Source organism: Ruegeria sp. AM7 (genome assembly GCF_056535965.1).
Genome location: NZ_JBQFJE010000003.1, coordinates 2,749,094 through 2,775,778, shown reverse-complemented (window position 1 = coordinate 2,775,778; position 26,685 = coordinate 2,749,094). Strand labels below are relative to the sequence as shown.

General features: G+C 60.1%; 31 protein-coding genes. 23 read left to right on the top strand and 8 right to left on the bottom strand.

Translation table 11 applies throughout. The annotated features are described in order from the left end of the window. The first annotated feature begins 62 nt into the window (after positions 1 to 62). The 8 genes from hutI (at position 63) to ACR3EG_RS17845 (ending at position 7,368) form a co-directional block, all read left to right on the top strand. Complete coding sequence (gene hutI, locus ACR3EG_RS17880) at positions 63 to 1,268, top strand: imidazolonepropionase (protein ID WP_480497566.1); 1,206 nt, start codon at positions 63 to 65, stop codon at positions 1,266 to 1,268. Then, positions 1,268 to 2,797: a histidine ammonia-lyase gene (gene hutH, locus ACR3EG_RS17875; protein WP_480497568.1), complete on the top strand. Its 1,530-nt coding sequence runs from the start codon at positions 1,268 to 1,270 to the stop codon at positions 2,795 to 2,797. The genes hutI and hutH overlap by 1 nt, the downstream gene beginning before the upstream one ends. Then, positions 2,797 to 3,594: an N-formylglutamate deformylase gene (gene hutG, locus ACR3EG_RS17870; protein ID WP_480497569.1), complete on the top strand. Its 798-nt coding sequence runs from the start codon at positions 2,797 to 2,799 to the stop codon at positions 3,592 to 3,594. The genes hutH and hutG overlap by 1 nt, the downstream gene beginning before the upstream one ends. Further along, positions 3,591 to 5,273 (top strand): urocanate hydratase, encoded by a 1,683-nt coding sequence (hutU, locus tag ACR3EG_RS17865; protein ID WP_480497571.1) that lies wholly within the window; start codon positions 3,591 to 3,593, stop codon positions 5,271 to 5,273. Before hutG ends, hutU begins: the two co-directional genes overlap by 4 nt. Positions 5,274 to 5,343: 70 nt before the next feature. Next, positions 5,344 to 6,222, top strand: a complete 879-nt coding sequence (gene serB / locus ACR3EG_RS17860; RefSeq protein ID WP_480497573.1) for a phosphoserine phosphatase SerB — start codon at positions 5,344 to 5,346, stop codon at positions 6,220 to 6,222. A gap of 46 nt (positions 6,223 to 6,268) precedes the next feature. Next, a complete protein-coding gene (locus ACR3EG_RS17855; protein ID WP_170355455.1) occupies positions 6,269 to 6,598 on the top strand; it encodes an ArsR/SmtB family transcription factor in 330 nt (109 codons plus the stop codon). Beyond that, complete coding sequence (locus ACR3EG_RS17850; protein WP_480497575.1) at positions 6,586 to 7,014, top strand: SRPBCC family protein; 429 nt, start codon at positions 6,586 to 6,588, stop codon at positions 7,012 to 7,014. Before ACR3EG_RS17855 ends, ACR3EG_RS17850 begins: the two co-directional genes overlap by 13 nt. Positions 7,015 to 7,047: 33 nt before the next feature. Next, positions 7,048 to 7,368 (top strand): YciI family protein, encoded by a 321-nt coding sequence (locus tag ACR3EG_RS17845; RefSeq protein ID WP_480497577.1) that lies wholly within the window; start codon positions 7,048 to 7,050, stop codon positions 7,366 to 7,368. Between the two features lie 3 nt (positions 7,369 to 7,371). Here the strand turns inward: ACR3EG_RS17845 and ACR3EG_RS17840 are convergent, their stop codons facing one another. Beyond that, complete coding sequence (locus tag ACR3EG_RS17840; RefSeq protein ID WP_480497579.1) at positions 7,372 to 8,370, bottom strand: asparaginase; 999 nt, start codon at positions 8,368 to 8,370, stop codon at positions 7,372 to 7,374. Between the two features lie 177 nt (positions 8,371 to 8,547). Here ACR3EG_RS17840 and ACR3EG_RS17835 point away from each other — a divergent pair, with 177 nt between their 5' ends. From ACR3EG_RS17835 to ACR3EG_RS17815, 5 genes are all read left to right on the top strand, one after another. Beyond that, a complete protein-coding gene (locus tag ACR3EG_RS17835) occupies positions 8,548 to 9,081 on the top strand; it encodes an invasion associated locus B family protein (protein ID WP_480497581.1) in 534 nt (177 codons plus the stop codon). 172 nt (positions 9,082 to 9,253) lie between these two features. Next, positions 9,254 to 9,421 carry a hypothetical protein gene (locus ACR3EG_RS17830; RefSeq protein WP_480497583.1) on the top strand — a complete coding sequence of 56 codons (168 nt, stop codon included), beginning with the start codon at positions 9,254 to 9,256 and terminating at the stop codon, positions 9,419 to 9,421. A gap of 110 nt (positions 9,422 to 9,531) precedes the next feature. Continuing rightward, entirely contained in the window at positions 9,532 to 9,909 is a 378-nt protein-coding gene (locus ACR3EG_RS17825) for a lysozyme inhibitor LprI family protein (RefSeq protein WP_480497585.1), read from the top strand. Positions 9,910 to 9,988: 79 nt separating this feature from the next. Further along, on the top strand, positions 9,989 to 11,179 hold the full coding sequence (gene rlmN / locus ACR3EG_RS17820) for a dual-specificity RNA methyltransferase RlmN (protein ID WP_480497587.1): 1,191 nt from the start codon (positions 9,989 to 9,991) through the stop codon (positions 11,177 to 11,179). 234 nt (positions 11,180 to 11,413) lie between these two features. Then, positions 11,414 to 12,034: a cytochrome P460 family protein gene (locus tag ACR3EG_RS17815; protein ID WP_480947453.1), complete on the top strand. Its 621-nt coding sequence runs from the start codon at positions 11,414 to 11,416 to the stop codon at positions 12,032 to 12,034. A 3-nt stretch (positions 12,035 to 12,037) separates the two neighbouring features. Here ACR3EG_RS17815 and ACR3EG_RS17810 read toward each other — a convergent pair whose 3' ends face one another. After that, complete coding sequence (locus ACR3EG_RS17810) at positions 12,038 to 12,382, bottom strand: hypothetical protein (protein WP_480497590.1); 345 nt, start codon at positions 12,380 to 12,382, stop codon at positions 12,038 to 12,040. Next, the gene (locus ACR3EG_RS17805) at positions 12,379 to 13,296 is read right to left on the bottom strand and encodes a DnaJ C-terminal domain-containing protein (RefSeq protein ID WP_480497592.1); all 918 of its coding nucleotides are present in this window, start codon (positions 13,294 to 13,296) and stop codon (positions 12,379 to 12,381) included. Before ACR3EG_RS17805 ends, ACR3EG_RS17810 begins: the two co-directional genes overlap by 4 nt. A 142-nt stretch (positions 13,297 to 13,438) precedes the next feature. Between ACR3EG_RS17805 and ACR3EG_RS17800 the strand changes: the two genes are divergently transcribed. After that, positions 13,439 to 13,822, top strand: coding sequence for a hypothetical protein (locus ACR3EG_RS17800; protein ID WP_170355445.1), 384 nt, complete (start codon positions 13,439 to 13,441; stop codon positions 13,820 to 13,822). Here ACR3EG_RS17800 and ACR3EG_RS17795 read toward each other — a convergent pair whose 3' ends face one another. Together ACR3EG_RS17795 and ACR3EG_RS17790 are read right to left on the bottom strand one after the other, a co-directional pair. After that, on the bottom strand, positions 13,823 to 14,920 hold the full coding sequence (locus tag ACR3EG_RS17795) for a cystathionine gamma-lyase (RefSeq protein WP_480497594.1): 1,098 nt from the start codon (positions 14,918 to 14,920) through the stop codon (positions 13,823 to 13,825). It lies immediately after the preceding gene. A gap of 3 nt (positions 14,921 to 14,923) precedes the next feature. After that, on the bottom strand, positions 14,924 to 15,766 hold the full coding sequence (locus tag ACR3EG_RS17790) for an LOG family protein (RefSeq protein ID WP_480497596.1): 843 nt from the start codon (positions 15,764 to 15,766) through the stop codon (positions 14,924 to 14,926). A gap of 79 nt (positions 15,767 to 15,845) precedes the next feature. Between ACR3EG_RS17790 and ACR3EG_RS17785 the strand changes: the two genes are divergently transcribed. The 5 genes from ACR3EG_RS17785 (at position 15,846) to ACR3EG_RS17765 (ending at position 19,478) form a co-directional block, all read left to right on the top strand. Beyond that, on the top strand, positions 15,846 to 16,763 hold the full coding sequence (locus ACR3EG_RS17785) for a threonine/serine dehydratase (protein ID WP_480497598.1): 918 nt from the start codon (positions 15,846 to 15,848) through the stop codon (positions 16,761 to 16,763). Between the two features lie 44 nt (positions 16,764 to 16,807). Then, positions 16,808 to 17,407 carry a GntR family transcriptional regulator gene (locus tag ACR3EG_RS17780; protein ID WP_170355441.1) on the top strand — a complete coding sequence of 200 codons (600 nt, stop codon included), beginning with the start codon at positions 16,808 to 16,810 and terminating at the stop codon, positions 17,405 to 17,407. Positions 17,408 to 17,533: 126 nt separating this feature from the next. Next, positions 17,534 to 18,361 carry a 2,3,4,5-tetrahydropyridine-2,6-dicarboxylate N-succinyltransferase gene (gene dapD, locus ACR3EG_RS17775; protein ID WP_170355440.1) on the top strand — a complete coding sequence of 276 codons (828 nt, stop codon included), beginning with the start codon at positions 17,534 to 17,536 and terminating at the stop codon, positions 18,359 to 18,361. Positions 18,362 to 18,460: 99 nt separating this feature from the next. Continuing rightward, positions 18,461 to 19,087: a LysE family translocator gene (locus tag ACR3EG_RS17770; protein ID WP_353394145.1), complete on the top strand. Its 627-nt coding sequence runs from the start codon at positions 18,461 to 18,463 to the stop codon at positions 19,085 to 19,087. 46 nt (positions 19,088 to 19,133) lie between these two features. Further along, positions 19,134 to 19,478: a hypothetical protein gene (locus ACR3EG_RS17765; protein WP_480497601.1), complete on the top strand. Its 345-nt coding sequence runs from the start codon at positions 19,134 to 19,136 to the stop codon at positions 19,476 to 19,478. On the opposite strand, the gene ACR3EG_RS17760 is transcribed toward ACR3EG_RS17765, so the two are convergent. Next, positions 19,475 to 20,533 (bottom strand): transporter substrate-binding domain-containing protein, encoded by a 1,059-nt coding sequence (locus ACR3EG_RS17760; protein ID WP_480497603.1) that lies wholly within the window; start codon positions 20,531 to 20,533, stop codon positions 19,475 to 19,477. The two genes, ACR3EG_RS17765 and ACR3EG_RS17760, sit on opposite strands and share 4 nt — an antisense overlap. Before the next feature lie 207 nt (positions 20,534 to 20,740). Here ACR3EG_RS17760 and dapE point away from each other — a divergent pair, with 207 nt between their 5' ends. Genes dapE through rnr form a run of 3 tightly spaced genes read left to right on the top strand, consistent with a single transcriptional unit; the run spans position 20,741 to position 24,764 of the window. Further along, a complete protein-coding gene (dapE, locus tag ACR3EG_RS17755; RefSeq protein WP_480497605.1) occupies positions 20,741 to 21,880 on the top strand; it encodes a succinyl-diaminopimelate desuccinylase in 1,140 nt (379 codons plus the stop codon). Between the two features lies 1 nt (position 21,881). Beyond that, entirely contained in the window at positions 21,882 to 22,457 is a 576-nt protein-coding gene (locus ACR3EG_RS17750; protein WP_480497607.1) for a TIGR04282 family arsenosugar biosynthesis glycosyltransferase, read from the top strand. Between the two features lie 48 nt (positions 22,458 to 22,505). Then, the gene (gene rnr, locus ACR3EG_RS17745) at positions 22,506 to 24,764 is read left to right on the top strand and encodes a ribonuclease R (RefSeq protein ID WP_480497609.1); all 2,259 of its coding nucleotides are present in this window, start codon (positions 22,506 to 22,508) and stop codon (positions 24,762 to 24,764) included. Here the strand turns inward: rnr and ACR3EG_RS17740 are convergent. Together ACR3EG_RS17740 and ACR3EG_RS17735 are read right to left on the bottom strand one after the other, a co-directional pair. After that, positions 24,755 to 25,141 carry a DUF1801 domain-containing protein gene (locus ACR3EG_RS17740; protein WP_480497611.1) on the bottom strand — a complete coding sequence of 129 codons (387 nt, stop codon included), beginning with the start codon at positions 25,139 to 25,141 and terminating at the stop codon, positions 24,755 to 24,757. The two genes, rnr and ACR3EG_RS17740, sit on opposite strands and share 10 nt — an antisense overlap. After that, positions 25,138 to 25,833 carry a glutathione S-transferase family protein gene (locus ACR3EG_RS17735; RefSeq protein ID WP_480497613.1) on the bottom strand — a complete coding sequence of 232 codons (696 nt, stop codon included), beginning with the start codon at positions 25,831 to 25,833 and terminating at the stop codon, positions 25,138 to 25,140. The genes ACR3EG_RS17740 and ACR3EG_RS17735 overlap by 4 nt, the downstream gene beginning before the upstream one ends. Before the next feature lie 85 nt (positions 25,834 to 25,918). Between ACR3EG_RS17735 and ACR3EG_RS17730 the strand changes: the two genes are divergently transcribed. Beyond that, a complete protein-coding gene (locus ACR3EG_RS17730; protein ID WP_480497615.1) occupies positions 25,919 to 26,632 on the top strand; it encodes a helix-turn-helix transcriptional regulator in 714 nt (237 codons plus the stop codon). Positions 26,633 to 26,685 lie beyond the last annotated feature (53 nt).

Below are 26,685 nucleotides of genomic sequence, written 5' to 3'. Positions count from 1 at the left end.
GACTTTAAAATTTTATAAGTATACTTAAAAATAAACAACCACGGAAACCGAAAAGAGCTTCGATGATGACAAATATGGTCATTTTTGCGGGAAATGTTGCAACGATGGAGTGCGACCAGGAGCCCTACGGTTTGTGCGTGGACGCAGCGATCGCGATCGAGGGTGGCCGAATTGTCTGGGTCGGGTCGAGAAATGAGTTGCCCGAGCGTTTCTCGGGTTGGGAGGCCACGGATTATGGTGAAAGGCTGGTGACCCCGGCCTTGATCGACGCGCATACGCATCTGGTGTTCGGGGGCAACAGGGCGGCTGAATTCGAGATGCGGTTGAACGGTGCATCGTATGAACAGATCGCGCGCGCCGGAGGGGGCATTCTGTCGACCGTCAGCGCCACCCGCGAAGCACCCGAAGAGGCGCTGTTGTCCGACGCTTTGACCCGGGCCGATGCTTTGCTGTCCGAAGGTGTCAGCTGTGTCGAGGTGAAATCGGGATACGGTTTGGACGTAGAAACCGAACTGAAAATGCTTCGGGTTGCGCGCAAAATAGAAAAACTGCGTCCGATTCGCGTGAAAACCACCTTTCTGGGCGCGCATGCTGTTCCGCCCGAGTACAAGTCCCGCCCCAAAGACTATTTGACCGAGGTTTGCATCCCGACCCTGCACGCAGCCCACGCCGAAGGGCTCGTGGATGCGGTTGACGGTTTCTGTGAGGGTATTGCCTTCACCCCCGCCCAGATGGCGCTTGTCTTTGATGAGGCGCAATCTCTTGGTCTGCCGGTCAAGCTGCATGCTGAACAACTGTCCAATCTTGGCGGGGCCAGATTAGCTGCCAGTTACGGAGCCCTGTCGGCTGATCATGTGGAATATCTGGATGAGGATGGTGTCGCGGCCATGGCGGAGGCGGGCACGGTAGCCGTGCTTTTACCGGGCGCGTTTTACACGCTACGCGAAACTCAGGTTCCGCCCGTGAACATACTGCGAGACAAATCCGTGCCGATGGCATTGGCGACAGATTGCAATCCGGGATCGTCCCCGCTGACGTCTTTGTTGCTGACGATGAATATGGGGTGCACCATGTTCCGCCTGACGCCCGAAGAGGCGCTGGCTGGTGTGACCCGGAATGCGGCGCGTGCGCTGGGCTTACAGGACACGGGCGAAATCACTGTGGGCAAACGGGCGGATCTGGCTGTCTGGGATGTGCGGCACCCGGCTGAACTGGCGTATCGGATCGGGTTCAATCCCCTCCACCAGCGAATCTTCGGAGGGATGTGATGGCGCACCTCACCGTAACACCCGGAAGCGTAACCCTTGCGGAATTGGCCGAAATCTACTGGAATCAGCCATCTGTGCGACTGGACCCTGCCTGCGAAACCGCCGTGCAGCGCGCATCACAGCGCGTTCAGCACGCCGCCGAGGGCGACGTGGCCGTCTATGGCGTCAACACCGGGTTCGGGAAGCTGGCGAGCCACAAGATCGCCCCCAAGGATACTGCGGTTTTGCAGCGCAACCTGATCCTCAGCCATTGTTGCGGTGTCGGGCCGTCTGTCCCGCGCCGTATCGTTCGGCTTATGATGTCGCTGAAACTGCTGTCCTTCGGCCGCGGCGCGTCGGGCGTTCGATGGCAACTGATTGCGCTGTTGCAAGATATGCTGGCACACGATGTTATCCCGGTCGTTCCGGCGCAGGGGTCGGTCGGCGCGTCTGGTGATCTGGCACCCTTGGCCCATATGGCCGCAGTCCTGATTGGCGAGGGCGAGGCCGATTGGAAGGGCAAGGTGATGCCGGGGCGTGACGCGTTGAAAGCGGCAGGGTTAGAGCCTGTTGCGCTGGGCCCGAAAGAGGGGTTGGCCTTGATCAACGGCACTCAGTTTTCGACAGCCTACGCTTTGGCGGGCATGTTCGAAGCCTGGCAAGCGGCGCAAACTGCGCTCGTCATTTCGGCCTTGTCCACCGATGCGATCATGGGGTCTACAGCCCCTTTGCGGCCCGAAATCCACACCCTGCGCGGACATCGCGGCCAGACCGAAGCCGCCAGCACCATGCGCGCTGTGCTGGCCGGGTCAGAGATTCGCGAAAGTCATCGCGACGGGGACAGTCGCGTGCAGGATCCCTATTGCATCAGATGCCAGCCGCAGGTCACGGGGGCGGCGATGGACGTCATACGTCAGGCCGCTGCGACTTTGGAGATCGAGGCAAATGCCGCCACTGACAACCCATTGGTTCTTGAAGATGCGATAGTCTCGGGCGGGAATTTCCACGCTGAACCCGTTGGATTTGCCGCTGACATGATCGCGTTGGCGCTGTCCGAGATCGGCGCGATCGCGCAGCGCAGGATCGCCCTCATGGTGGACCCAGCGCTGAGCTTTGATCTGCCACCCTTCCTGACACCCGATCCGGGCTTGAACTCGGGCCTTATGATCGCCGAAGTCACCACTGCCGCATTGATGAGCGAGAACAAGCATCTTGCCAACCCATGCGTCACCGACAGCACGCCGACCTCTGCAAATCAGGAAGATCACGTTTCTATGGCTGCGCATGGGGCGCGGCGGCTGGGACGGATGGTCGAAAACCTGACCTACATCCTTGGGGTGGAATTGTTGTGCGCCGCGCAGGGCGTCGAGTTTCGCGCGCCGTTGGCGACCAGCGCCCCGCTGCAGCAAGTCATCAACCGACTACGCCGCGAGGTGCCTACATTGGATCAGGATCGCTATATGGCGCCAGACCTTGAGACCGCGAAAGCACTGGTATCGCGCGGTGACATTCTGAAGGCGGCTGGCAACCCGATGCCAGAGTTGCGCTGATGCAGGTCGTTAGTGTCCAACAGGGTTACAGCCCGGTTGTGCTGGGCCAACCACACGGCGGTACGTTGGTTCCGAACGAAATAGCTGGGCGACTGAACGCAGCAGGCGCAGCGCTGACAGATACGGATTGGCACATAAACAGGCTCTATGACGGGCTATTGCCGGGCGCGACCGTGGTGCAATCTCATATCCACCGCTATGTCGTTGATGCAAATCGCGATCCCGAAGGTGCCTCGCTTTATCCCGGGCAGAATACGACAACGCTCGTGCCCGAGACGGGTTTTGACGGTCAGCCGATCTGGCAAGCCGGTCAGGTGCCCTCAGCCGATGAGGCCCAGAAAAGGTGCAGCGCATACCACGCGCCGTACCACGCGGCGCTTGCGGCAGAGCTGGATCGCGTCCGGGCCAAACATGGCGTGGCGGTCCTGTTTGATTGCCATTCGATCCGCAGTCGTATTCCGTTCCTGTTTGACGGTGTTCTGCCAGACTTGAACATTGGAACAGACGGCGGAACGACCTGCGCGCCGGAAATCGAGGCTGTTGCGTACGAATTTGCGGATTCGTCGCCGTATAGCACCGTTTTGAACGGACGTTTCCGCGGCGGGTGGACCACTCGGCACTACGGTCGACCGAGCGAATGTGTACACGCCATTCAAATGGAAATTGCGCAGTCCGCGTACCTAACCGCCGAGCGCGCGCCGTGGCGCTATGACACTGCCAAGGCCGACCGTCTGCGCCCGTGGTTGCGCGATATTCTGGATGCCATCCAAGACACAGTATTGGAGCTTACGCCATGAACGATCCCCGTAAGAACACGCGAGATATCTATCCGCCGACTGGGCCAGAGCTGAACGCCAAAAGCTGGATGACCGAAGCGCCTTTGCGGATGCTGATGAACAACCTGCACCCGGAAGTGGCCGAGAACCCGCATGAGTTGGTGGTATATGGCGGAATTGGTCGCGCCGCACGTACATGGCAGGATTTCGACACTATTGTTGAGGGTTTGAAGGATCTGGAAGAGGATGAGACGCTGATTGTCCAGTCTGGCAAGCCCGTGGCCATCATCCGCACCCACAAGGATGCACCGCGCGTTCTGATCGCCAATTCCAACATCGTGCCGCATTGGGCCAACTGGGATCACTTCAACGAGCTCGATAAGAAGGGCCTGATGATGTACGGCCAGATGACGGCCGGCTCGTGGATCTATATCGGCACGCAGGGCATCGTTCAGGGAACCTATGAGACCTTTGCCGAGGCCGGGCGTCAGCACTATGGCGGCGACCTGACCGGCAAGTGGATTCTGACCGGCGGCTTGGGTGGTATGGGCGGCGCGCAGCCTCTGGCGGCCGTCTTTGCCGGGGCTTGTTGTCTGGCGGTGGAATGCAACCCCGACAGCATCGACTTCCGTCTGCGCACCAAATACCTGGATGAAAAGGCCGAGACGCTGGACGAAGCGCTTGAGATGATCGACCGCTGGACCAAAGCCGGTGAGGCGAAATCCGTCGGTCTGCTGGGCAATGCCGCCGAGGTTTTCCCCGAGATCTACCGTCGCATGGCCGAGGGGGGCATGCGCCCCGATATCGTTACCGATCAGACCAGTGCCCATGACCCGATCAATGGATACCTGCCTATCGGCTGGTCCATGGCACAGTGGCGGGAAAAGCGTGAAACAGACCCTAAGTCGGTCGAAAAAGCCGCACGTGCGTCGATGAAACGGCATGTCGCGGCTATGGTTGATTTCTGGAATGCAGGCGTGCCGACGCTGGATTACGGTAATAACATCCGGCAGGTCGCGCAGGATGAAGGGCTGGAAAACGCCTTTGCCTTCCCCGGTTTTGTCCCTGCTTATATCCGTCTGCTGTTCTGCAAAGGGATCGGCCCGTTCCGCTGGTGCGCCCTGTCCGGCGACCCGGAAGATATCTACAAAACCGACGCCAAGATGAAAGAGCTGTTCCCCGAGAACGAGCACCTGCATCGCTGGCTCGACATGGCGCAGGACCGCATCGCGTTTCAGGGTCTGCCCGCGCGCATCTGCTGGATTGGGTTGGGCGATCGCCATCGCGCTGGGCTCGCCTTCAATGAGATGGTGGCCAATGGTGAGTTGAAGGCCCCAGTGGTGATCGGGCGGGATCACTTGGACAGCGGCTCGGTCGCCAGCCCCAATCGCGAGACCGAGGCGATGCTGGACGGCTCGGATGCGGTCAGCGACTGGCCTTTGCTGAACGCGTTGATCAACACGGCCAGCGGGGCGACATGGGTGTCGCTGCACCATGGCGGCGGCGTTGGCATGGGGTTCAGTCAGCACGCAGGTGTGGTGATCTGCGCCGACGGGACCGAGGACGCCGCGCGGCGGCTAGAGCGGGTGTTGTGGAACGATCCAGCCTCGGGCGTTTGGCGTCATGCGGATGCCGGGTATGAGGCGGCGAAGGATTGCGCCCGTGCGCATGGGCTGCGGTTGCCGGGTATTCTGGGCTAGGGCGCATCTGCCCTCTGGTGAAAATGCTGCACCTGCGATATCCCGCAGGTGAGCTTGCCGGAGATTGAAGATGTACGTTGCCACCCTTTTGACCAACCCCGAGAAGAACACGTTTGATCAGGCGTTGGTCGATTCTCTGCGCAATGCTTGGGGCGGCGGCGATGTGCAGTGGCTGAGCCCGGATGAGGCCGCAGAGTTTTCGCTGGCGGGCCTGCCGGACAATCAATGGGACGTGTGGGCTGATTTGCAGAACATGTGTGTCGATCTGGTGGTCCAACCCGCCGACGGTCGCCGCAAGAAGATGCTGCTGGCCGATATGGACAGCACCATGATTCAGCAAGAATGCATCGACGAACTGGCCGATGAAGCCGGCGTAGGCGAGCGCGTCAAGGATATCACCGCGCGGGCCATGAACGGCGAGCTGGATTTCGAGGGCGCCCTGACCGAGCGTGTCGGGTTGCTGAAAGGTTTGGACGAGGCCGTGATCGACAAGGTGCTGGCCGAGCGTATTACCCTGATGCCCGGCGGCAAGGAGCTGGTCGGTACGATGCGCGCGAATGGTGGTTATGCGGCGCTGGTGTCGGGCGGGTTCACGGCGTTTACGGCCAAGGTTGGGGCCGAACTGGGCTTTGATGAGAACCGCGCCAACACGCTGCTGGCCGAGGGCGGTAAGCTGACCGGCGATGTCGCGCGTCCCATTCTGGGACGTCAGGCCAAGGTGGATGCTCTGGAGCAGATTACCGCGCGGTTGGGTCTGTCCGAATCGGATGTGATCGCCGTGGGCGATGGCGCGAATGATCTGGGTATGCTGGGCCGGGCTGGAACCGGGGTGGCGCTGCACGCCAAGCCCTCGGTCGCGGAACAGTGTGAAGTGCGGGTAAACCACGGGGATCTTTCGGCTTTGCTGTTCCTGCAGGGCTATGCACGATCTGAGTTTGCGGCCGGTTAACACAACGCGGCTTTCCTTTATTTAACAAAACTGTTAAACAGTGGTTATGAACACTCTTCTGACCACATTTTCCGCGTTGTCTGACGCCACACGGTTCTCGATCGTCGAGCAGCTTATGCAGGATGGCGAATTGCCCGCCGGAGACCTGATCGAAGGGCGCGGCATGTCCGGCGCTGCGATCTCGCGCCATTTGAAACTGCTGCGGGAAGCGGGGCTAATAAATCAGCGCGTGCAGGGCAGCCAGCGGATGTATTCGATCCGCCCCGAGGGACTGCGGGCGATTGCGGAATGGACCATCTCGAAACGTCAATTCTGGGAAAGCAGCCTGGACCGCTTGGGTGATGCAATCGAAAAGGAGACCTCATGGCCGATTTGAAACTGGAGCGCGCTTACCCGCTTGCACCGGACGATCTGTATGCGTGGATCAGCACCCCCGACAGGCTTCTGCAGTGGTGGGGACCCGAAGGGATGCATGTGCCCGAGCACAACCTGGATTTCTCTCGCACGGGGCCGTGGTATTCGGTGATGCAAAATGGCGAAGGGCAGCGGTTTAAGGTTTCGGGTCACGTGACGCATGTCGATCCGCCCAAATCGGTTGGGTTCACATGGGGCTGGCATGACGATCAGGACCAGCGCGGGGCCGAAAGCCATGTGATGTTGATGGTCGAGGCAGCAGACGAGGGTGCAAAGTTGATCATCGACCACCGCGAATTGGGCGATGACGAAATCGCAGCGAACCACAGCAAAGGCTGGACGTCGACGCTGAACAAACTGGCGGCGCAACTGGCCTAGATTTTCATCACGAAGGCATAAGGGAGGAAACAAATGCCACAGTTTCTATTTGTCTATCACGGCGGTCATACCCCGACCGACCCCGTCGAAATCGAAGCGACCATGGCCGCCTGGGGCGCGTGGTTTGGCGGAATGGGCGAAGCACTGGATATCCCCGGAAACCCGGTTGGCCAGTCTTACACCGTCAGCAGCAGCGGTGTTGTCGACAATGGCGGCGCCAATCCCGCCTCGGGTTTTACGGTCATCAAGGCCGACAGCATGGATGCTGCGACCGAGATGGCCAAGGGCTGCCCGATGGTTGTGAACGGGTCAGGTTCGGTCGAAGTGGCCGAGAGTCACGAAATCAAGATGTGACCCTTAGCCGGGGAACCCCGGTGCGGGTTTGATCACGCCGCATTCCAGCCCGCGACGGCTGTATTGCGTGGCGTTCAAAAATTTGCGGGTGGCCGGGTGGTCGACCTCCAGCACGCCCAAGCTGACCAGAATCGCGGCAATGGCGCATTCGCTGGCGCGGGTGGTGCCGTCGGTGATTTTCAGGGCCACGCCCATGCGCTTTTCCGGCAGGATTGCGATGAACACGGCCTCGGCCCCGGTTTTGATGGCAACGCGACCACCCATGGCGCGCATCAGTTCAGTGCAGGCGCGGGTTTCACCGGCGACCAGCTCGGGGTGTTTCATCATTGCAGCCGTCAACTGTTGCGCCGCGTCGCTGGCCCGATCTGACCGATCCGAGGCGCTGGCAAACCACGCCATCGAACGCGCCAGCCCCACCAGCGAGGTCGCAAAGTTCGGGGCCGAGCAGCCGTCAATCCCATAGGCAGGGCTGGTCTCGCCCGTCGTTTCCTCATGCGCGGATAGGCAGGCCTGTTGTACGGGGTGGTCGATTTCCAGATATTCCGGTCCGGCGCCCATATGCTGAGCAACGGTCAGAAACCCGCAATGCTTGCCTGAGCAGTTGTTGTGAATCTGACAGGGCGTGTCGTCGGCCAGGATCAGCCCGTCGCGCGCGGCCATATCCTGCGGCTCCTGCGGACCGCAGCGAAGATCGGGTTCCGCCAGACCCAGATGGTCCAGCCAGGTCGACACCCGGTCAGTATGGATATGCGCGCCGCTATGCGAGGCACAGGCCAGCGCCAAGTGTTCCGAATTCAGCCCGTATTTTGCCGCAGCACCCGAGGTGATCAGCGGCAGTCCTTGAATCATCTTGGCCGAGGATCGCGGATAGATCACCGCATTAGGGTCCCCCCAACTTTGAACGATCTGGCCGGTATCGTCGCAGATCACCGCATGCCCAAGATGTAGGCTTTCCAACAGGGGTCCACGCCACAGTTCTGTCATTGGTATGGCTTGTGTCATGCGAACCCTCCTAAACATGCGCAAAATTCTGCCAATCGCCCTTTCGCCTGTGGCGAAACCTGCGTTACAGTGTGTATGTCGGCAAACACCAGAAGACGCAACTTACAGACGAACCAGGCAGGGTTCGCACGCGACGATGGTGGGTATGAGGTAATAGTCGAGCTAGGAGGCTGGACGATGGGATCAAAGCTTGTCCGCGTGATCGCGGGCCTTTGCGTGGCGGGGCTGGCCACAACTGCAACCGCTCAACAGGCAACAAGCACCAACAGGGTGGCTGCAAAAACGGACTGGAGCGTCTTCGTCGAAGATGACCCGACCGAATGCTGGAGCGTGTCTGCCCCGAAGGAAACGGTAAACACACGTGGCGGGCGCGTTGTTTCCGTGCGCCGAAGCGACATTCTGCTGTTTGTGTTTTACCGCCCGAATGCCGAGGTCAAAGGACAGGTGACATTTACGGGTGGTTATCCGTTCGCGGCAGGGTCAACCGTGAATCTTGATGTCGACGGCACCAAGTTCGAGCTGATCACCGAAGGCGAATGGGCGTGGCCCGCAACCGAAGGTGAGGACCTGAAGGTGGTCGCCGCCATGAAGCGCGGGACTGAGGCTGTACTGACTGCGCGTTCGGAACGCGGCACGCAGACCAAGGACACGTTCTCATTGCTGGGGTTCACTGCGGCGATTGAAGACGCGGAAAAGCGCTGCACTAGCTAAACTGGGCTTTTGCCTGACCGCTGCCCCGCCAGTTCGGCGGGGTTTTTGCATTGTGACAAGGCATTGTGCAGCGTTCTGGAGGCGGCACCCGTATTCAGAACTTGATTCCCGTCAAAGAAATGAATGCAAATATCTGCATGTATAAGGCTCTGAACTAAGAAAGGAGCCCGAAATGCCAACGAAAACACTCACCACCGTCTTGATGATGGCCGCCCTTATCCTGAGTGCCTGCGAGAAAGAGGCCGATACATATCCGGTCTCGGGCGAGCAGTGCGGGCCGGATGATCCGGTTCAAACGCTGGACGCAACGGATTGCAATATCGTGCCACCGGGCATTTGACGCATGCGGGTCCCATCGTGGCACGGCCATGTCGTCGTGCCTGGGGCTTCGTAGCTTTGGGATGAACCCGGGCCTGTGCTAGTATTGGGCAATCAATAGGGGGCTGCCTGATGCGCTTTGCATTTTTTATTTTGTTTCTGTCTTCCGCTGCCAGTGCCGATCCAGCACTAGAATGTCTGGATGCTGGTTCTCAGGTAGAGATCGGCGCATGCGTGGGCGCGATGGAGGACCGCGTCAATCAGGCGATAGATGCAAGTTACGACATTGCCATGCAATCGGCCAAAGAACTGGATGATGTTACCGGACGTGTTGTGGCAGTGCCCGCGTTGGACAGCGCTCAGACCGCGTGGCTGGCTTACCGGGACGCCCAATGCGAGGCTGTTGGCGCGTCGTTTGGTGGTGGGTCAGGTACCGGCATTGGCATTACCGCCTGTCGGGTAGAGTTGGGCCGGGCACGTGTGGACGAATTGCTGCGCTACGCGAATTAAACGCGACGATTTCTTTTGATCTTTGCGCTAGGTCCTATATAGAGGCGCATCCCAAGCCAGAATCTGCCGAGATAGCCCCATGTCGCCCAAAGCGCCGATCACTCAAGACGTCCTGACCCTCCCTCGCAAGCTGCCCGAGGGGAAGGTGAACCTTGTCGGCCTGACCCGCGACCAGATGCGTGCGGCTTTGATCGAACATGGCACGCCGGAAAAGCAGGCCAAGATGCGCACCGGTCAGATCTGGCAGTGGATCTATCAATGGGGCAAGCGCGACTTTGCGGATATGACGAACCTTGCCAAAGCCTATCGTGCCCAACTGGCCGAGCATTTCGTCATCGAAATCCCCGAAGTCGTGACGCGGCAAGTGTCCGAGGACGGCACCCGCAAATACCTGTGCCGCATCGCCGGCGGGCATGAGGTCGAGGTGGTCTATATCCCCGAGGAAGATCGCGGCACGCTGTGTATTTCCTCGCAGGTGGGCTGCACGCTGACCTGTTCCTTCTGCCACACGGGTACGCAGAAACTGGTGCGCAACCTGACAGCGGCGGAAATCGTTGGTCAGGTAATGATGGCGCGCGATGATCTGGACGAATGGCCCACCCCCGGCGCGCCCAAGGATGAAACCCGTTTGCTGTCGAACATCGTTCTGATGGGAATGGGCGAGCCGCTCTATAACTTTGAAAACGTCCGCGATGCGATGAAGATCGCCATGGACCCCGAAGGGATATCTCTGTCGCGCCGCCGGATCACACTGTCCACGTCGGGCGTTGTCCCTGAAATCGCCCGCACCGCTGAGGAAATCGGCTGTCTGCTGGCAATCTCTTTCCATGCGACAACGGATGAGACCCGCGATGTGCTGGTCCCCATCAACAAGCGCTGGAACATTGAGGAACTGCTTCAGGCGCTGGCCAGCTATCCTAAAGTCTCGAATTCTGAACGGATCACGTTTGAATACGTGATGCTGGATGGTGTGAATGACAGTGACGCTGACGCGCACCGGTTGATCGACCATATCAAGCGCCACAAGATCCCGGCCAAGATCAACCTGATCCCGTTCAACGAATGGCCCGGTGCGCCGTACAAGCGCAGCTCGAACAACCGAATCCGGGCTTTTGCGAATATCATCTATCAGGCGGGCTATGCTTCACCCATCCGCAAGACTCGGGGCGAGGACATTATGGCGGCCTGCGGCCAGCTGAAGTCAGCGACGGAACGCGCGCGCAAATCTCGCAAGCAAATCGCAGCCGAAGCGGGGTTGGACAGGCAGTAAGCGCAATATTTCAGCGATATGTGAACAGATTTAATGCGTCGTCCGCTGTCTATTGTATGCGGCATTTGGTATGTTTGTCTGGCCTGAGTGGTTGAAGCACTGACATACCAGCGCCTGACCAAGCGCAAGCTTTACCCATTTTGGCAAGATTAAGCGTGGCCGCTATCCATTTGCCACTCACATGACGTGCTGCGTTCCTGTGAAACGAATTACCGGTTGGGCCATAGAATGCTATTGGAATTGATACGACGAATCCCCGGCATATTTCCGGGGCTATGTGTCGGCTGTTTGGTTGCAGTTTCTGCTGCAGCCCAGTCCGAGAGTGAAAGCGCACATCTTGCCATCGAAAATCCTGCTGAACTGTCCAAGGAAGAAGCGTCAGGCATCTACAGCTCGCTGCAAAAGCGCATGGCGCGGGGATATGCCGCCGCGCAAATGGAAATCATCAGAAACTACCAAAGCTGGCCGCTGTTCAATGATGCGCCCTACATCTCTGAGACACATGGCAGGCGGTTCGTGAACAGCTATGCGAACCGGATGGCACATAACTATGGCACTCTGACTGAGGGCGAAAAACTGCCCATGGGGTCTGTGTTGGCGAAGGACAGCATGACCGTCACGGATACCGGCAATACGCATCCCGGCGCATTGTTCGTAATGGAAAAGCTGGCCGAAGGCGTAAGCCCCGATACGGCGGATTGGCGGTATATCATGGTGATGCCGGACGGGTCGGTGTTCGGTGACACGATGGGAGATCGCGCAAGCGCCGTAGCGTATTGCCACGATTGCCACGAAGCTGTGGCTGATCGGGATTATACTTTTTACGTACCCGAAGAATATTTGGTGCAGAACTGAACCTTACTTTGACCCGAACCGGGCGATTTCGATCACATCGATCAGGTTTTGCCTGACGGGTTCCGGCTGCGCTTCGACGGCGCTCAGCACCTCACGCAGTTCGGCGCGCAACCCGTGCATCTGGTCGATCAGCGAGATCATCATCGACAGGGCCTCCGCTTCCATCTCGTACTGGTCGTGTAACTCGCAGGCCAGCTCTAGCCGGGCCACGTCGAGGCTGTGGTAGACCAGCCCTTGTTCAGTGTTCTCAGGGATCACGATTTCGGCGGCCAGATACTCGGTCAGTCGGGCCGAGGTCAGGCGGGTCACGGATGCGATCACTTCGGATTCGGTCAAGGTGCGGTTCATGACGGCATTCCTTTGCGAGGATCATAGCGGTGCGTGTCGCGCCAATTTTCCATGAAAGCCCTTAGGTCATCGTCGATCTGGTCGGGCATGGCGACGGTCAATTCGATCAGTTGGTCGCCCCGTTCGGCCGAGCCGCGTTTTTTGATCCCTTTGCCCCGCAACCGCAAGGTTTTGCCGCTGCTGGTGCCGGGCGGCACGCTGACGTTGACGCCGCCGTCAATAGTTGGCGCAGGGACTTTGCCGCCCAGAACAGCCTCGTCAATGGTGATGGGCAAGGTAATGTGGATGTCATCACCCTGACGTTCAAACACCGGATGAGGTGCGACTGTCACGGTGACCAGAGCATCACCTGCAGGCCCGTCGCCAAACCCGGGATCCCCCTTGCCGCGAAGTCGGATGGTTTGGCCGTCTGTAATGCCGGCGGGGATTTTCACCTCGATCCGGTCGCCATCGGGCAGGGTGAGTTTCTGGCTGGCACCAAATACAGCATCCAGAAAGCTGATCTGCAGGCTGTAGCTGCGGTTATGCCCCGGCGCTTGGAAGCCTTGGCTGCGCTGGCAATAGCCGCCACGCCCGCGCATGAACTCGGCGAAGATGTCCGACATGTCATCCGGGTCTGCCGCGCGCCCGCGATAGGGGTTTCCGGCGGCCTCGGCATAGTCGCGATAGTATTGCTGCTGGGCGCGTTCCTGACCCGAGGCGTCAATCTCGCCCCGATCAAACTGCGCGCGCTTTTCGGGGTCTTTCAGCAGGTCATAAGCGGCGGCTGCGGCTTTGAACTTGGCCTCGGCCTCGGCATCGCCGGGCTTTAGGTCGGGGTGGCAGTCTTTGGCGATGCGCCGATAGGCTTTTTTGATCTCGGCATCGCTGGCGTCTTTGGTGACGCCAAGGGCGGAATAGGGATCGTCGCTCATCTCACCTCTCGCGGCTCGGAGGAACAGGGTGGTTTTATCATGCGTTTTCAACGGCCCAAAAGGAAGAGGCTTTTGAAACCGCTCGCAAATCCCTATAGGTCTGCTAACATACGCATGTTTTTATAGATTGACCGGAGGCCCCATGACGCGCCGATTGAAATCCATTCTGGCCTTGCTGGCCGGGAACGCCATCGGGCTGCTGCTGGCGGCGATCCTACTGCCCGAGTTCGCGATCCGACCGATCTCGTTCATTGTGGTGGTGATCGTTTTCACGCTTATTCAATGGATCGCCGAACCGCTGATCCTGAAACTGGGCGCAAAGCGCGCGCCTGCGATCAAGGGTGGCATCGCGCTGATCGTGACCTTTGTCGGCTTGTTGCTGACCGATCTGATCACAAACGGCCTGACTGTAGGCGGGATTTCCAACCTTCTGGCCTCAACCCTGCTGGTCTGGCTGGGGGCGTTGATCGCCAGCATCGTGCTGCCGATCTATGTGTTCACTGAGTTGCGCGAGCCCAAGAAGTAATCACAACGCATTTAGGCTGTCGTTGATCGCCTGCCACAACTCCTCGACCGGTTCACATCCGACCGAAAGTCGGATGAAGGCTGGGTCCACATCGTCGCCCCAGCGCGCGCGGCGTTCAGCCGAACTGTGGACGCCCCCAAAGGACGTGGCAGGGCGCAGCATCGGGCAGGCGTTGATGAAGGTTTCGGCTTTGTCTTCACTGTCCAGCGTGATCGACAGCAGGAACCCGAACCGGGTGGTCTGCGCCTTGGCCAGCGCGTGTGCGGGGTCAGAGGGCAGGCCGGGATAGCGGATGGCTTTCACCGCGGGGTGATCCGCTAGCCGCTCGGCCAGTACCTGCGCCGAGGCGCACATCCGGTCGAACCGTACATCCAGCGTTTCCAACCCGCGATGCAGCAGCCATGCCTCATGCGGGCCGGGGATCGCACCCGAGACTTTGCGCCATTCCTCAACCCGCTCCATGATCTGCGGATTGCGGCTGGAGACATGGCCCATCAGCAGGTCGGAATGCCCGCCCATCGCCTTGGTGTCCGAGGCGACAACCACATCCACGCCCAGATCCAGCGGGCGCTGGCCCAGCGGGGTCATGGTGGTGTTGTCGGCAATCGTGATCCCTCCGGCTGCGCAGACGGATTGGGCAATCGCGGGCAGGTCCATCATATCCAGACCGGGGTTCGAGGGGCTTTCGACAAAGACCACGTCGAACCCGTCAAAACCGCCCTCGGTAAACGCGGTCGTGGGGCGTTCGGTGACCGACACACCCAGACCCGACAGAAATCGATCCGCCAACACGCGGGTGACATAATAGCCGTCCGACGGGATCAGGATGCGCGACCCGGCCTTGATGGTGGCAAACAAAGCGGCGGAAATCGCCCCCATGCCCGAGGGGAACACTAGGCAAGGCGCGTCCTCCAGATGGGCCAGAACATGTTCCAGATGCACCCAAGTGGGGTTGTCGACGCGGCCATAGGTCGGAAGGCCATCCGGCGCGCCGGGCAGGTGGTACATGCTGCTTTGGGTCAGCGGCAACGCCACAGGGTCGCCTGCATTCAGGGCATTGCCGCGCAGGTGCAGCATCTCTCCGGGTTTGGGGGCCATGGCTCAGCGCCCCGGAATGTCGTCGCGGGGCGGGGCGGGTTCCCAATTCTCGATGATGTCGACCGCCTCTTGCGCGGTGTCGACAAAGCGGAACAGGTCCAGATCTTCGTCCGAGATGGTGCCCGCATCTGCCAGCGCCTCCCAGTTGATGACTTTCTCCCAGAATTCACGGCCAAACAGCAGGAAGGGCACGCGGTCCATCCGGCCGGTCTGGATCAGGGTTAGCGACTCGAACAGCTCATCCATCGTGCCGAAGCCGCCGGGGAAGATAGTGATGGCGCGGGCGCGCATCAGGAAATGCATCTTGCGGATGGCGAAATAGTGGAAGTTAAAGCTGAGCTCGGGCGTCACGTATTCATTCGGCGCCTGCTCATGCGGCAGCACAATGTTCAACCCGATGGAACAACCGCCTGCATCCTGAGCACCGCGATTGCCAGCCTCCATCACGCCGGGGCCGCCACCGGTGACAATCACGTTCTCGCGGCAGCCGGTCTGGTTCGACTTCTCGGTCATCAGCCGGGCGAATTCGCGCGCTTCGTCATAGTATTCCGACAAGTCAGACAGCGTTTTCGTGCGCGCGGTGTGCTTTTGCGACGGTTCAGGAATGCGCGCCCCGCCGAACATGACGATGGTCGAGGTGATCTGACGCTCGGACATGATCATCTCAGGCTTCAGCAGTTCCAACTGCAGGCGCACCGGGCGCAGCTCATCTCGGCACAGGAACTCGTCGTCGGCAAAGGCAAGGCGATAGGCGGGCGAGCGCGTCTGCGGCGTATCCGGCACCTCGCTCGCGGTCGAGCGGTCGGTTTGCGCGTCGCGGAACGGGCTGTGGCGGTCTTCTCTCATAGGCGATCGATCCCTGCTTGCGTGTTTCCAAAACAGCTATAGGGTTCGCGGGCAGAGTGCCAGTCACGGAAGTACAAGAATGAATTGGAAGAACGAAATTTCAGCAGCCGCAGACCGGATCGGCGGATATGCACAGGTTACACCTGTAATGGAAAGCCATTCGCTGGGGCTGGACTATCCGGTCGAGTTGAAGCTGGAGCAGATGCAGCACACCGGCAGTTTCAAGGCGCGCGGGGCCTTCAACACGCTGCTGAGTTCGGACGTGCCCGAGGCCGGAGTTGTTGCCGCGTCAGGCGGCAATCACGGGGCAGCGGCGGCCTATGCCGCACAGACGCTGGGTTTTCCTGCCAAGATTTTCGTACCCGAACTGGCTGGTCCGTCCAAAATCGCGTTGATCGAGCAAACGGGTGCGGATCTGAGCGTTGTGTCTGGCGAATATGCGAATGCCCTGACGGCTGCGCAGGATCATGAGGCGCGCACCGGCGCAATGCAGATACATGCGTATGACGCACCCGGCACTGTAGCCGGGCAAGGTACCTGTTTTGCCGAATGGGAGGCGCAGGGCCTTAAGGCTGATACCGTTCTGGTCGCTGTTGGCGGTGGTGGTCTGATCGCAGGAGCGCTTGCTTGGTTGCAAAATGCGCGCAAAGTCGTTGCCGTAGAACCCGAAACCTCATGTGCTTTGAATGCCGCCTTGCAGGCCGGTGAGCCGGTGGACGTTCGGGTGTCCGGGATCGCGGCCAATGCGCTGGGCGCGCGGCGTATCGGGTCAATCTGTTTTGGGTTGGCTCAGGGCATGACCTCGGTCCTGGTTCCCGATGGGGCGATTGCCCAAGCGCAGCAACTGCTTTGGCAAACCCACCGCATCCTTGTCGAGCCTGCAGGCGCGACCGCATTGGCTGCGCTGTTATCGGGCGCGTATACACCTGCGCGCGGTGAAAAGGTTGCAGTACTGGTGTGTGGGGGCAACATCTCACCCGACCCATTTATGGGCTGAGAATGCGGCTTGTGATCAGTGGCGGTGGATTTTATCTATAATTCATGAGCGCGACCATTGCCGACACTATCTATGACACCCTCAGCCAGCAAATCATCACCGGAGAGCTGAGCGCGGGGGAAAAACTGCGTCAGGACCACATCGCGCGGGCTTTTGATACCAGCCATGTCCCGGTGCGCGAAGCTCTGCTGCGTTTGCAAGCCCATGGGCTGGCCAAAAGCGAACCCCGACGCGGGATGCGTGTGACGCCACTGGATCCGGTTGAAGTGCGCGAAGTGATCGAAATGCGTGTCGCCCTTGAACCGTTGGCCTTGCAATACGCGGTGCAGAACATGTCGATGAACGCGGTCACCCGGGCAGAACAGGCGCGGCTGGCTTGCGATGCGGCTGAAACGATGCCCGAGTGGGAGGCCAAAAACCGCGCTTTCCACCGGGCCATTCTTGCGCCATGCGCGCTGCCCCGGCTGCTGCGGACGATTGATGATTTGCACATTGCCAGCGCGCGCCATCTGTTCGCGCATTGGCGGCCAAAATGGGTGCAGCGGGCGGATACGGATCATGCGGCGATCATGCAGGCGATCCAAAAGAAAGACACCGCAGGGGCGGTTGGGCTTCTGGTCCGGCACATCCGGCGCGCGCGTTGACCACTGCTGTACCCTTTGATTGCGATCGGCCCGACGCAAACGCGCCCACCTGCGTCGCATTGCGCCAAGGTTGGCGCTTGCGTATAGGCAACACCAACATGAACAGATTCGTCAGGGAGCCCCAAAATGTCCAACGCGCAACTGGAAGCCGCCATCGAAGCCGCCTGGGAGGCACGTGATACAATAACCCCCGCCACCACCGGTGAACAGCGCGAAGCCATCGAAGATACGCTGAATGCACTGGACAGCGGTTCCCTGCGGGTTGCCGAAAAGCTGGACAGCGGCGATTGGCACGTAAACCAGTGGGCCAAAAAGGCGGTTCTGCTGGGCTTCCGCATCAAGGACATGGAAATCCAAACGGGTGGACCGCAGGATGGCGGTTGGTGGGACAAGGTGGACAGCAAGTTCGCCGGTTGGGGTGAGAACCAGTGGAAAGCCGCAGGCTTTCGCGCCGTGCCGAACTGCGTGGTCCGCAAGTCGGCTTATGTCGCGCCGGGCGTGGTCTTGATGCCGTCCTTTGTGAACCTTGGCGCCTATGTGGACGAAGGCACCATGGTCGACACATGGGCCACTGTCGGGTCCTGCGCGCAGATCGGCAAGAACGTGCACCTGTCGGGCGGCGTTGGTATCGGCGGCGTACTCGAGCCGATGCAGGCTGGCCCCACGATCATCGAGGACAATTGCTTTATCGGTGCGCGGTCGGAAGTGGTCGAGGGTTGTATCGTCCGCGAAGGCTCGGTTCTGGGAATGGGCGTGTTCATCGGCCAATCGACCAAGATCGTTGACCGCGAAACCGGTGAAGTCATGTATGGCGAGGTGCCGCCCTATTCGGTGGTTGTGGCGGGTTCGATGCCGTCGAAAAACAATGTCAGCCTTTACTGCGCCGTCATTGTGAAGCGGGTGGACGAAAAGACCCGTTCCAAAACCGGGATCAACGAGCTGCTGCGCGATTGATCCCGAGCGTTCGCGGGAAAAGGCCATGTTTTTTGGACGTGGCCTTCTCCTGCAGTCTGAAGAATTGACCGGCTCTTTCCCGCACCTTTTGAGGTTTTCATGATTCCCGTTGACGTGGTCATCTTGTTCATGAGCGTTGCCATCGCTTTGGCCGCGGTGCCGGGGCCCGACAATATTTTTGTACTGACGCAGTCGGCGCTTTATGGCCGGATGTCAGGGCTGATTGTGACGCTTGGCTTGGCATCGGGGCTGATTGTACACACCACTGCGGCAGCGTTCGGGGTTGCGGTGCTGTTTCAGACCTCGCAGGCGGCCTTTGCCATGTTGAAATATGCCGGGGCGGGGTATCTTGTCTATCTGGCGTGGAAAGCCTTCACGGCCACCGAAACCCGGCTGGACAGTGCAGATGCACCCCGTATCGCGACGCGCAAGTTGTTTCTGCGCGGTTTGATCATGAATATTGCAAATCCCAAGGTGACGATCTTCATGCTGGCGTTTCTGCCGCAGTTCGTCGACCCGAATAACGGGCCGATCATTGGGCAGTTCTATCAGTTGGGTGCTCTGATGTTTCTGGCTACGGTCGTGGTATTCGGTGCTGTGGCGCTGGCCGCGGGTACGCTGGGCGGGCTGTTGCGCGGGTCGCCGGGCGTTCAACTGTGGCTGAACCGGATCTCGGGCGTGATCTTCGTGGCGCTGGCGCTCAAACTGGCGACGGCCGAGCGTTAACGCCCCGCGCTTGACCAACACGCGGCGCGGCGATAAGGCCGGGCGCATGGAAAAGCAAAAGAAACCCTCTCGTCAGCAAGTTTACACCCTGCTTGTGCAGATCGGTCGCAAGGAAGGCGATGGTTTGCCTGAAGGTGCAACCGGTGCGGCGCTGATGTGCTTTGCCAGTGGCGTGGACGAAGCCGAGGCCGTTCGTGAAACCGTCGCCATCCTGAAACAGGCTGACACAGCGCCTTTGGATGTGACCGGCTATGGCACGCTGGCTGAACGCGAGGCGCAGGGGCATGAAATCGACCCGGATGAGCGCGCCCTGATGCAGCGCGCGTTGGACGAAAACGCGGTTATTGTCGCCCAGATGACACCGTTTTTCGGGGATGAGGAACCAGCTTAGTTCCGCGCCCCGAACCATTTGCGGTAGATTTCGTCATAGGTTCCATCTTCGCGTAGCGCCAGCAGCGCCTGATTGACATCCTCGACCAGAGGCGACCCGGTGGGAAAGGCTATGCCGTAGTTTTCGCGCAGGAACACCCCGCCGGTCATGGACGCGAATCTGCGTCCTTCGTGCGATGCATAGTAGGACAGGATGGGCGCATCAAAGACGATCGCGTCCAGTTCTTCGGCCCGGAATGCGTCCAGCATGGATTCAAGCCTGTCGTATCCGGTAAATTCGATCTCGCGCCGGTTCAGGAAGCTGGCCGCAGTCGAGTTCGAGATCGTTCCGACCTGTTTGCCGTACAGATCATTCACCGAATTCACGTTGCCGCTGATCGCATCCACCGTCATCACCGAGGTGATCCGCGCGGTAAAGACAGACACGATGAACAGGGACGATACGACCAAAACAACACCCAGCAAACGCCCAAAGGGTGTGCGCGGCATCCGTTCCTCGAACCCGCCATTCACGACCAGATTCAGCGCCCACCAGAAGGACGGAAACCATGCTTCGTCCAGCTTGCGATCGAAATAGGGTTGCGAGCGGCGCTCGAACACCCACATCAGCATCCCTCCACCCAGCAGGATGGCAAAGGCCAGCCCGATGGCGATGAACAACTCGACCGACAACAACGCCTGCAACAGTGACGGGCGGCGCATCGCGTCCGACGGCACCATGATCTGAAGCCCGGCCTCGAAAATCGGTTGACTGAAATCCATCTGGGTTTCGCGCGCAGCCGTGATCGAGATATTGGCGATGGCCAGATCTGCTGATCCGTCCTGCACTGCGACCAGCATATCACCGAACCCCTCGACCCGGTTGATTTGGTAGTCCCAGTCCAACGATTGTGCCAGTGCAGCCAGAAGATCCATCGAGAATCCGGTCTCTGCCCCGTCCTCGACATACGAGAACGGTTGGCGGGTCACAGTGGTGACCGTCAAAGTCTGAGCCTGGCTTTGCTGTGCAAGAACGGCGAAAGTCAGGCAGATCCAAGCGATAAAAGCGCGTGTCATCGAAATTTACCTGTTTCGCGGCCCTCTAACGCGATTTCGAATTGGGCGGCAAGGCAATCGCAACGGAAAGCCAATGTTTTGTTGACATCTCATCGCGAGATAAACTGCAAAAAAGCGTGTGAAGCGTGCCGTGCGGGGGTTGGCAATCCCGCCAATTCGTTGAATCTGTGCGCGAAGATGCAGTTCAGTGCAGAGAAAGGGCAAGAAATGACAGATGCGGTAGAATTGACAGCGGACCTGATCCGTTGCCCATCGGTCACACCTGATGAAGGGGGCGCCCTTGTTCTGTTGGAAAAGCTGCTGGCGGAGGCGGGGTTCGCCTGCACCCGTGTCGATCGCGGCGGGATTTGCAATCTGTTTGCACGCTGGGGCGACAAAGGGCATCCGCGCAGCTTTGGTTTTAATGGCCATACAGACGTCGTGCCAGTTGGGGATGAGGCTGCATGGACCATGCCACCTTTCGGGGCCGAGGTGAAAGATGGCGTGATGTTTGGTCGAGGCACGACGGACATGAAATCCGGAGTGGCGGCCTTTGCCGCAGCGGCCGTTGATTTTGTGCGCGACACGCCGCCCGACGGGGCCGTCATCCTGACCATCACCGGGGATGAGGAAGGCGACGCGCTGGACGGCACCACCGCCCTGCTGGACTATATGGACAGCGCTGGGGAAAAGATGTCGGTTTGTCTGGTTGGTGAGCCGACCTGCCCCAACACAATGGGCGAGATGATGAAGATCGGGCGGCGTGGCTCGATGAACATCTGGTTCACCGTGACCGGGGTACAGGGCCACGCGGCCTATCCGCACCGCGCCAAGAACCCGATGCCCGCAATGGCGCGGCTGATGGACCGGTTGGCCAGCTACGAGCTGGATCAGGGTACAGACCATTTCGACGCCTCAACACTGGCCGTGGTGACGATCGACACGGGCAACCCGGCAACCAACGTGATCCCCGCGCAATCTACAGGGGCGGTGAATATCCGGTTCAACGATTTGCATTCCGGGGCCAGCCTCAGCGATTGGTTGCGGGCCGAGGCCGCTGCAGTGGCCGATGAGTTCGGGGTTGAGATCGACCTGCGCATCAAGATCTCGGGCGAGAGCTTTCTGACCCCGCCGGGACCCCTGTCCACCCTGGTCGCCAAGGCGGTTGAGGCGGAAACCGGTGTGGTGCCCGAGATGTCGACCACGGGCGGTACCTCGGACGCGCGATTTGTGAAGAACCACTGCCCGGTGGTGGAATTCGGCCTTGTGGGCCGCACCATGCATCAGGTGGATGAATGCGTCGAGGTGGCGCAGATCGAACAGCTCAAGTCCATCTACACGCGCATCCTGCGGGACTATTTCGCCTGACATGCAGCGCACTCTCGTGATCATGGTGAAAGAGCCGCGCCCGGGTCGGGTGAAAACCCGGCTGGGCCGCGATATCGGTATGGTTGGGGCGGCTTGGTGGTTTCGCCACCAGACACGCTCGTTGATCCGGCGGCTGCGTGATCCGCGTTGGCAGATCGTGCTGGCGGTCTCGCCTGACCGCGAAGCTCTGACCAGCCGAATCTGGCCTGCTGATCTGCCGCGGGCGGCGCAGGGGCGCGGAGATCTGGGTGACCGGATGGGTCGGATGCTGCGCGGGATGCCGCCGGGGCCGGTCTGCCTGATCGGCGCGGATATTCCGGGCATTACCCGCAGCCACATTGCCCGCGCGTTCACGGCGTTGGGGTCAACGCAGATGGCATTTGGCCCCGCGCCTGACGGCGGCTATTGGCTGGTGGGCGCGCAAAGATATGGCGCGCTGCCCCACAATCTGTTCCGCAATGTGCGCTGGTCGACTGAGCATGCGCTGGCGGACACGCTGGCCTCGATCCCCGGTCAGCGCGTGGCCCTATTGGACCCGTTGCGCGATGTGGACACGGTGGCGGATCTGAAACCCTGATCCGTTTTTGGTCATGACGCCGTCGCACGCCCGTGTTACGCCAAATATATGAGTCGTATCCCCACCAAGCAGGAGGTCCTTGACTGGATCTCGGCGAACCCCACCCTGACCTCGAAACGCGATATCGCCAAAGCCTTTGGGATCAAGGGCGCGGCGCGGATCGATCTGAAACGCATCCTGCGCGAGCTGGAGGCCGAGGGCCATCTGGAAAAGCGCAAGCGCAGCTATGGCGACCCGGATCGTCTGCCGCCGGTCAGTGTGCTGCAGGTGAAGGCTCCGAACGTGGATGGCGACCTGTTTGCGCGCCCGTTGGAATGGCATGGCGAGGGGGTTGAGCCCATCGTCTTGCTGATCACCCGCGCCAGTGACCCGGCTTTGGGCGAGGGCGACCGAATTCTGGCCCGCCTGACCGTGGTACATGAAGAAGACCACAATTATGAGGCCCGTCTGATCCGCCGGATCGGCACCAACCCGCGCAAGATCGTCGGCATCTTCCGCAAAGGGGCCGAGGGCGGGCGGATCGTGCCCATCGACAAAGCGGGCCAGAATGAATGGCTGGTCCCTGATGGTGCGGTGCATGGCGCCAAGGATGGTGAGTTGGTCGAGGCCGAACAGGCCGGGCCCAAGAACCGCATGGGCCTGCCTCGTGCGCGCATCGTGGAACGGCTGGGCGATCCCACCGCACCCAAGGCGGTCTCGCTGATTGCTATCCACCAGCATGGTATCCCGGACGACTTCCCGGACAAGGTGATCGCTGAGGCTGATAAGGCCAAACCCGTCGGTCTGAAGGGCCGCGAAGACCTGCGGGATATGCCGCTGCTGACCATCGACCCCTCAGATGCGCGGGATCATGACGACGCGTGCTATGCGCACGCTGATGACGACCCCAAGAACCCCGGCGGCCATGTAATCTGGGTCGCTATCGCAGATGTCGCCGCCTATGTGCAGCCCGGCACCGCGCTCGACCGTGAGGCACGCAAGCGCGGCAATTCCAGCTATTTCCCCGACCGGGTGGTGCCGATGCTGCCGGATCGTCTGTCGGGCGATTTGTGCTCGCTGCACGAAGGCGTCCCGCGCGCTTGTATCGCCGTGCGGATGCAGATCGACGCCGAGGGTAACAAGATCGGCCACCGTTTCGTGCGCGGGCTGATGCGCTCGGCCGCGTCGTTGCACTATGCCGAGGTGCAGGAGGCCATCGACGGGTCGCCGAATGATCGCACCGGCCCACTGTTAGAGACAGTTCTGAAGCCGCTCTATGCTGCTTATGCCGCGCTAAAAACCGCACGGGCAGAGCGGCAGCCGCTGGATCTGGACCTGCCGGAACGCAAGATCGTGCTCAGCGATACGGGTGAGGTGACCAGCGTGGCGTTCCGCGACCGGCTGGACGCGCATAAGCTGATCGAGGAGTTCATGATCCTCGCCAATGTGGCTGCCGCTGAAACTCTGATCGCCAAGCGCCGCCCGCTGCTGTTTCGTGTCCACGAAGAACCCGCGCCCGAGAAGTTGGAAAGCCTGCGGGAAACCGCGCAGGCCGCCGGGTTGAACCTTGCCAAGGGGCAGGTATTGCAGACTCGCCATCTGAACGCGCTGCTGAACGCTGCTGCGGGCACTGAAGATGCCGAGTTGATCAACCTCAGCACCCTGCGCTCGATGGCACAGGCCTATTACAACCCCGAAAACTTTGGCCATTTCGGGCTGGCCTTGCGGAACTACGCGCATTTCACCTCGCCCATTCGCCGCTATGCCGATCTGATCGTGCATCGCGCGCTGATCTCGGCCCATGGATGGGGCGAAGATGGGCTGACCGAGGATGAAATCGCGCGACTGGACGAAACCGCCACCCATATCTCGGACACCGAGCGGCGTTCGATGATGGCCGAGCGCGACACAACCGATCGCTATCTGGCGGCTTATTTGAGCGAGCGGGTGGGCAATGAGTTTACCGGCCGCATCAGCGGCATCGCGCGGTTCGGGGCCTTTGTGAAGATGGACGAAACCGGCGCTGATGGGTTGGTGCCCGTGCGATCCTTGGGGCGTGAGTTCTTCCACTTCGACCGCGAAGCCGGGACGCTGATGGGATCAGACACCGGGTTGATCATCGCCATCGGTCAACGCGTCACCGTGCGTCTGACACAGGCCACACCGGTCACGGGCGGGCTGGAGCTGGAGCTGCTGTCCATCGACGATCAAGCCCTGCCGCGCGGCCGCGGCCCAGTGAAACGCGGCGCGCGGCGAAAGGCGGTCAGTTCCAAGCGCAAGAAAGACAAGATCAAGCGCAAGGTCGAACGCAAACGCCGTCAGAGGTGATAGGTCAGCGCCCGCGCAATCAGCCATCCGTGGCGGTTCGCGTCAATCTGGCGGGGGTCGTCGAAAAGAACTGCCCGGTTGCCTTCCAGCCGATCCTCGTCTGGGAAGGCCGAAGTGAAATCACTGATCAGACGGCTTTGGCAATGGACGAACAGGGCGAAACTAGCGGTCTTGTGGCCCCCTAACCTGATTGTGGACCCTTTGGGTGCCAGGTAGGCGGGTTGCCCCCAGCGCAAGGCTTCTTGCAGCGGTTGGGCGCTGGGAAGAGCTAGGGCCGTTTCAAAGATCAATTCACGCAGGGCCAGCACACCCTTGTGGGTGTCTGATTTGTACCCGTCGAAAACGGACTGAACAGCGGGGTCTTGAAAGGGCGTCATAGGGGGATCGCCTGCTCTAACCGGTCCAAATAACTGTTAAGCAAGGTATCGGTTTTGATGCGCCGCGTCAGCTGAGTTTCTTTTGGTGTCGCGCGCATCGCGGCCAGTACAGGCCCGACGCTCATGTCTGCGGCGGTTGGGCTTTCACCGAACAGGAAGGGCGACTGCCACAAAAAGGCCGATATCGCTTCGAGGTCACGTTCCAGGCGATCTGTGCGCTCAGTATCCGAGAACCGCGAGACACCGGCTCCGTCCATTCGCTTCATCACCGATTTGCGGATTGCGTGGGTCACGGGGCGACGGATCAGTGCAGGAACCTCGGTGAAGAACATATCGCGCAGGATCGGCCAGACCTCGTCATTGCCCCAGCGATCCAGAACGACGTGGTTATAGATATGTTCTTCGGCCATGCGGATCAGGGCGCGGGACTGAGCCTTTTGAATATCACTAAGGCTTGCATCGAAATTGGCCCCTTGTGTTTCCAGCCAGTCCCGGATCAGGTCGCTGTCGGCCACCAGCCTTTGAGACGTGCGCAAAACAGGCAATTTCTGGTGGGGCATCTTCGATGGGTTCAGCATATCGGACCGCTGCCAGCTTTGGCCGGACAGTTGCAACATATACGCCGTTTTGACGCAAAAAGGGCTGGCGCTGAATTGGCCGAAGGCGGCAGGGAAGGTCAGAAGGGTCAGCATCGTTGGCTCCGGAGTCGTTAAGATGCCGTTTGGATAAGATGCCATAATGACAGTTTCTGTCATTAGCCTTAGTCTAGATTGCGATATGTCTCGCACCGCTCGCCTGTTCCAACTGATGCAAGCCTTGCGCTCTGGCCCGTCGCCCAAGACCTCGGTCCAACTGGCGCAGGATCTGGGCGTCTCTGCTCGCACCGTTCATCGTGACATCGACGCTTTGCGCGGACTGGGGGCCGTCATCGACGGAGAGGCAGGGTTTGGGTTCACCCTGATCGAGGATGCGACTCTGCCGCCTTTGGGCTTCACCGATGACGAGCTAGAGGCACTGGTTTTGGGCCTGCGTGAGGTGCAATCCATTGGCGATCCAGGTCTGGCAGATGCGGCTGGGGCGGTTCTGCGCAAGCTGCAGGGACGCTTGCCACACCGCCAGTCGCATCGCCTGTCACACGCCGTCCTGACGGCCACCCGGTTTGATCGCCCGGCCCGGCCAACCATAGATGTGCGCGATCTGAGACAGGCCACATGGGATGAACGCACAGTCGAGTTTGCCTATACCGATGCCAAGGGGGATGCCACCCGTCGTCGGGTGAATCCGCTGAGTATCGTATATATGGACCGGGCAAGCGTTTTGATCAGTTGGTGCCATTTACGGCAGGATTTCAGGATATTCCGGCTGGACCGTATGCGCGACATGGCCCTGACCGAAGACTTTTTCCGGCCCAACAGGGTGCCTCTGCTTCGGCAAGCGCTGGATCGGTTGCGGGCCGAGCGGGCAGCAAAACTCCGCGAGGACGAAACCTGAGCTCTTTGTGATTTCGCCATTATGCGCTACCTTGGTGTTGAGCAGTAATCAGG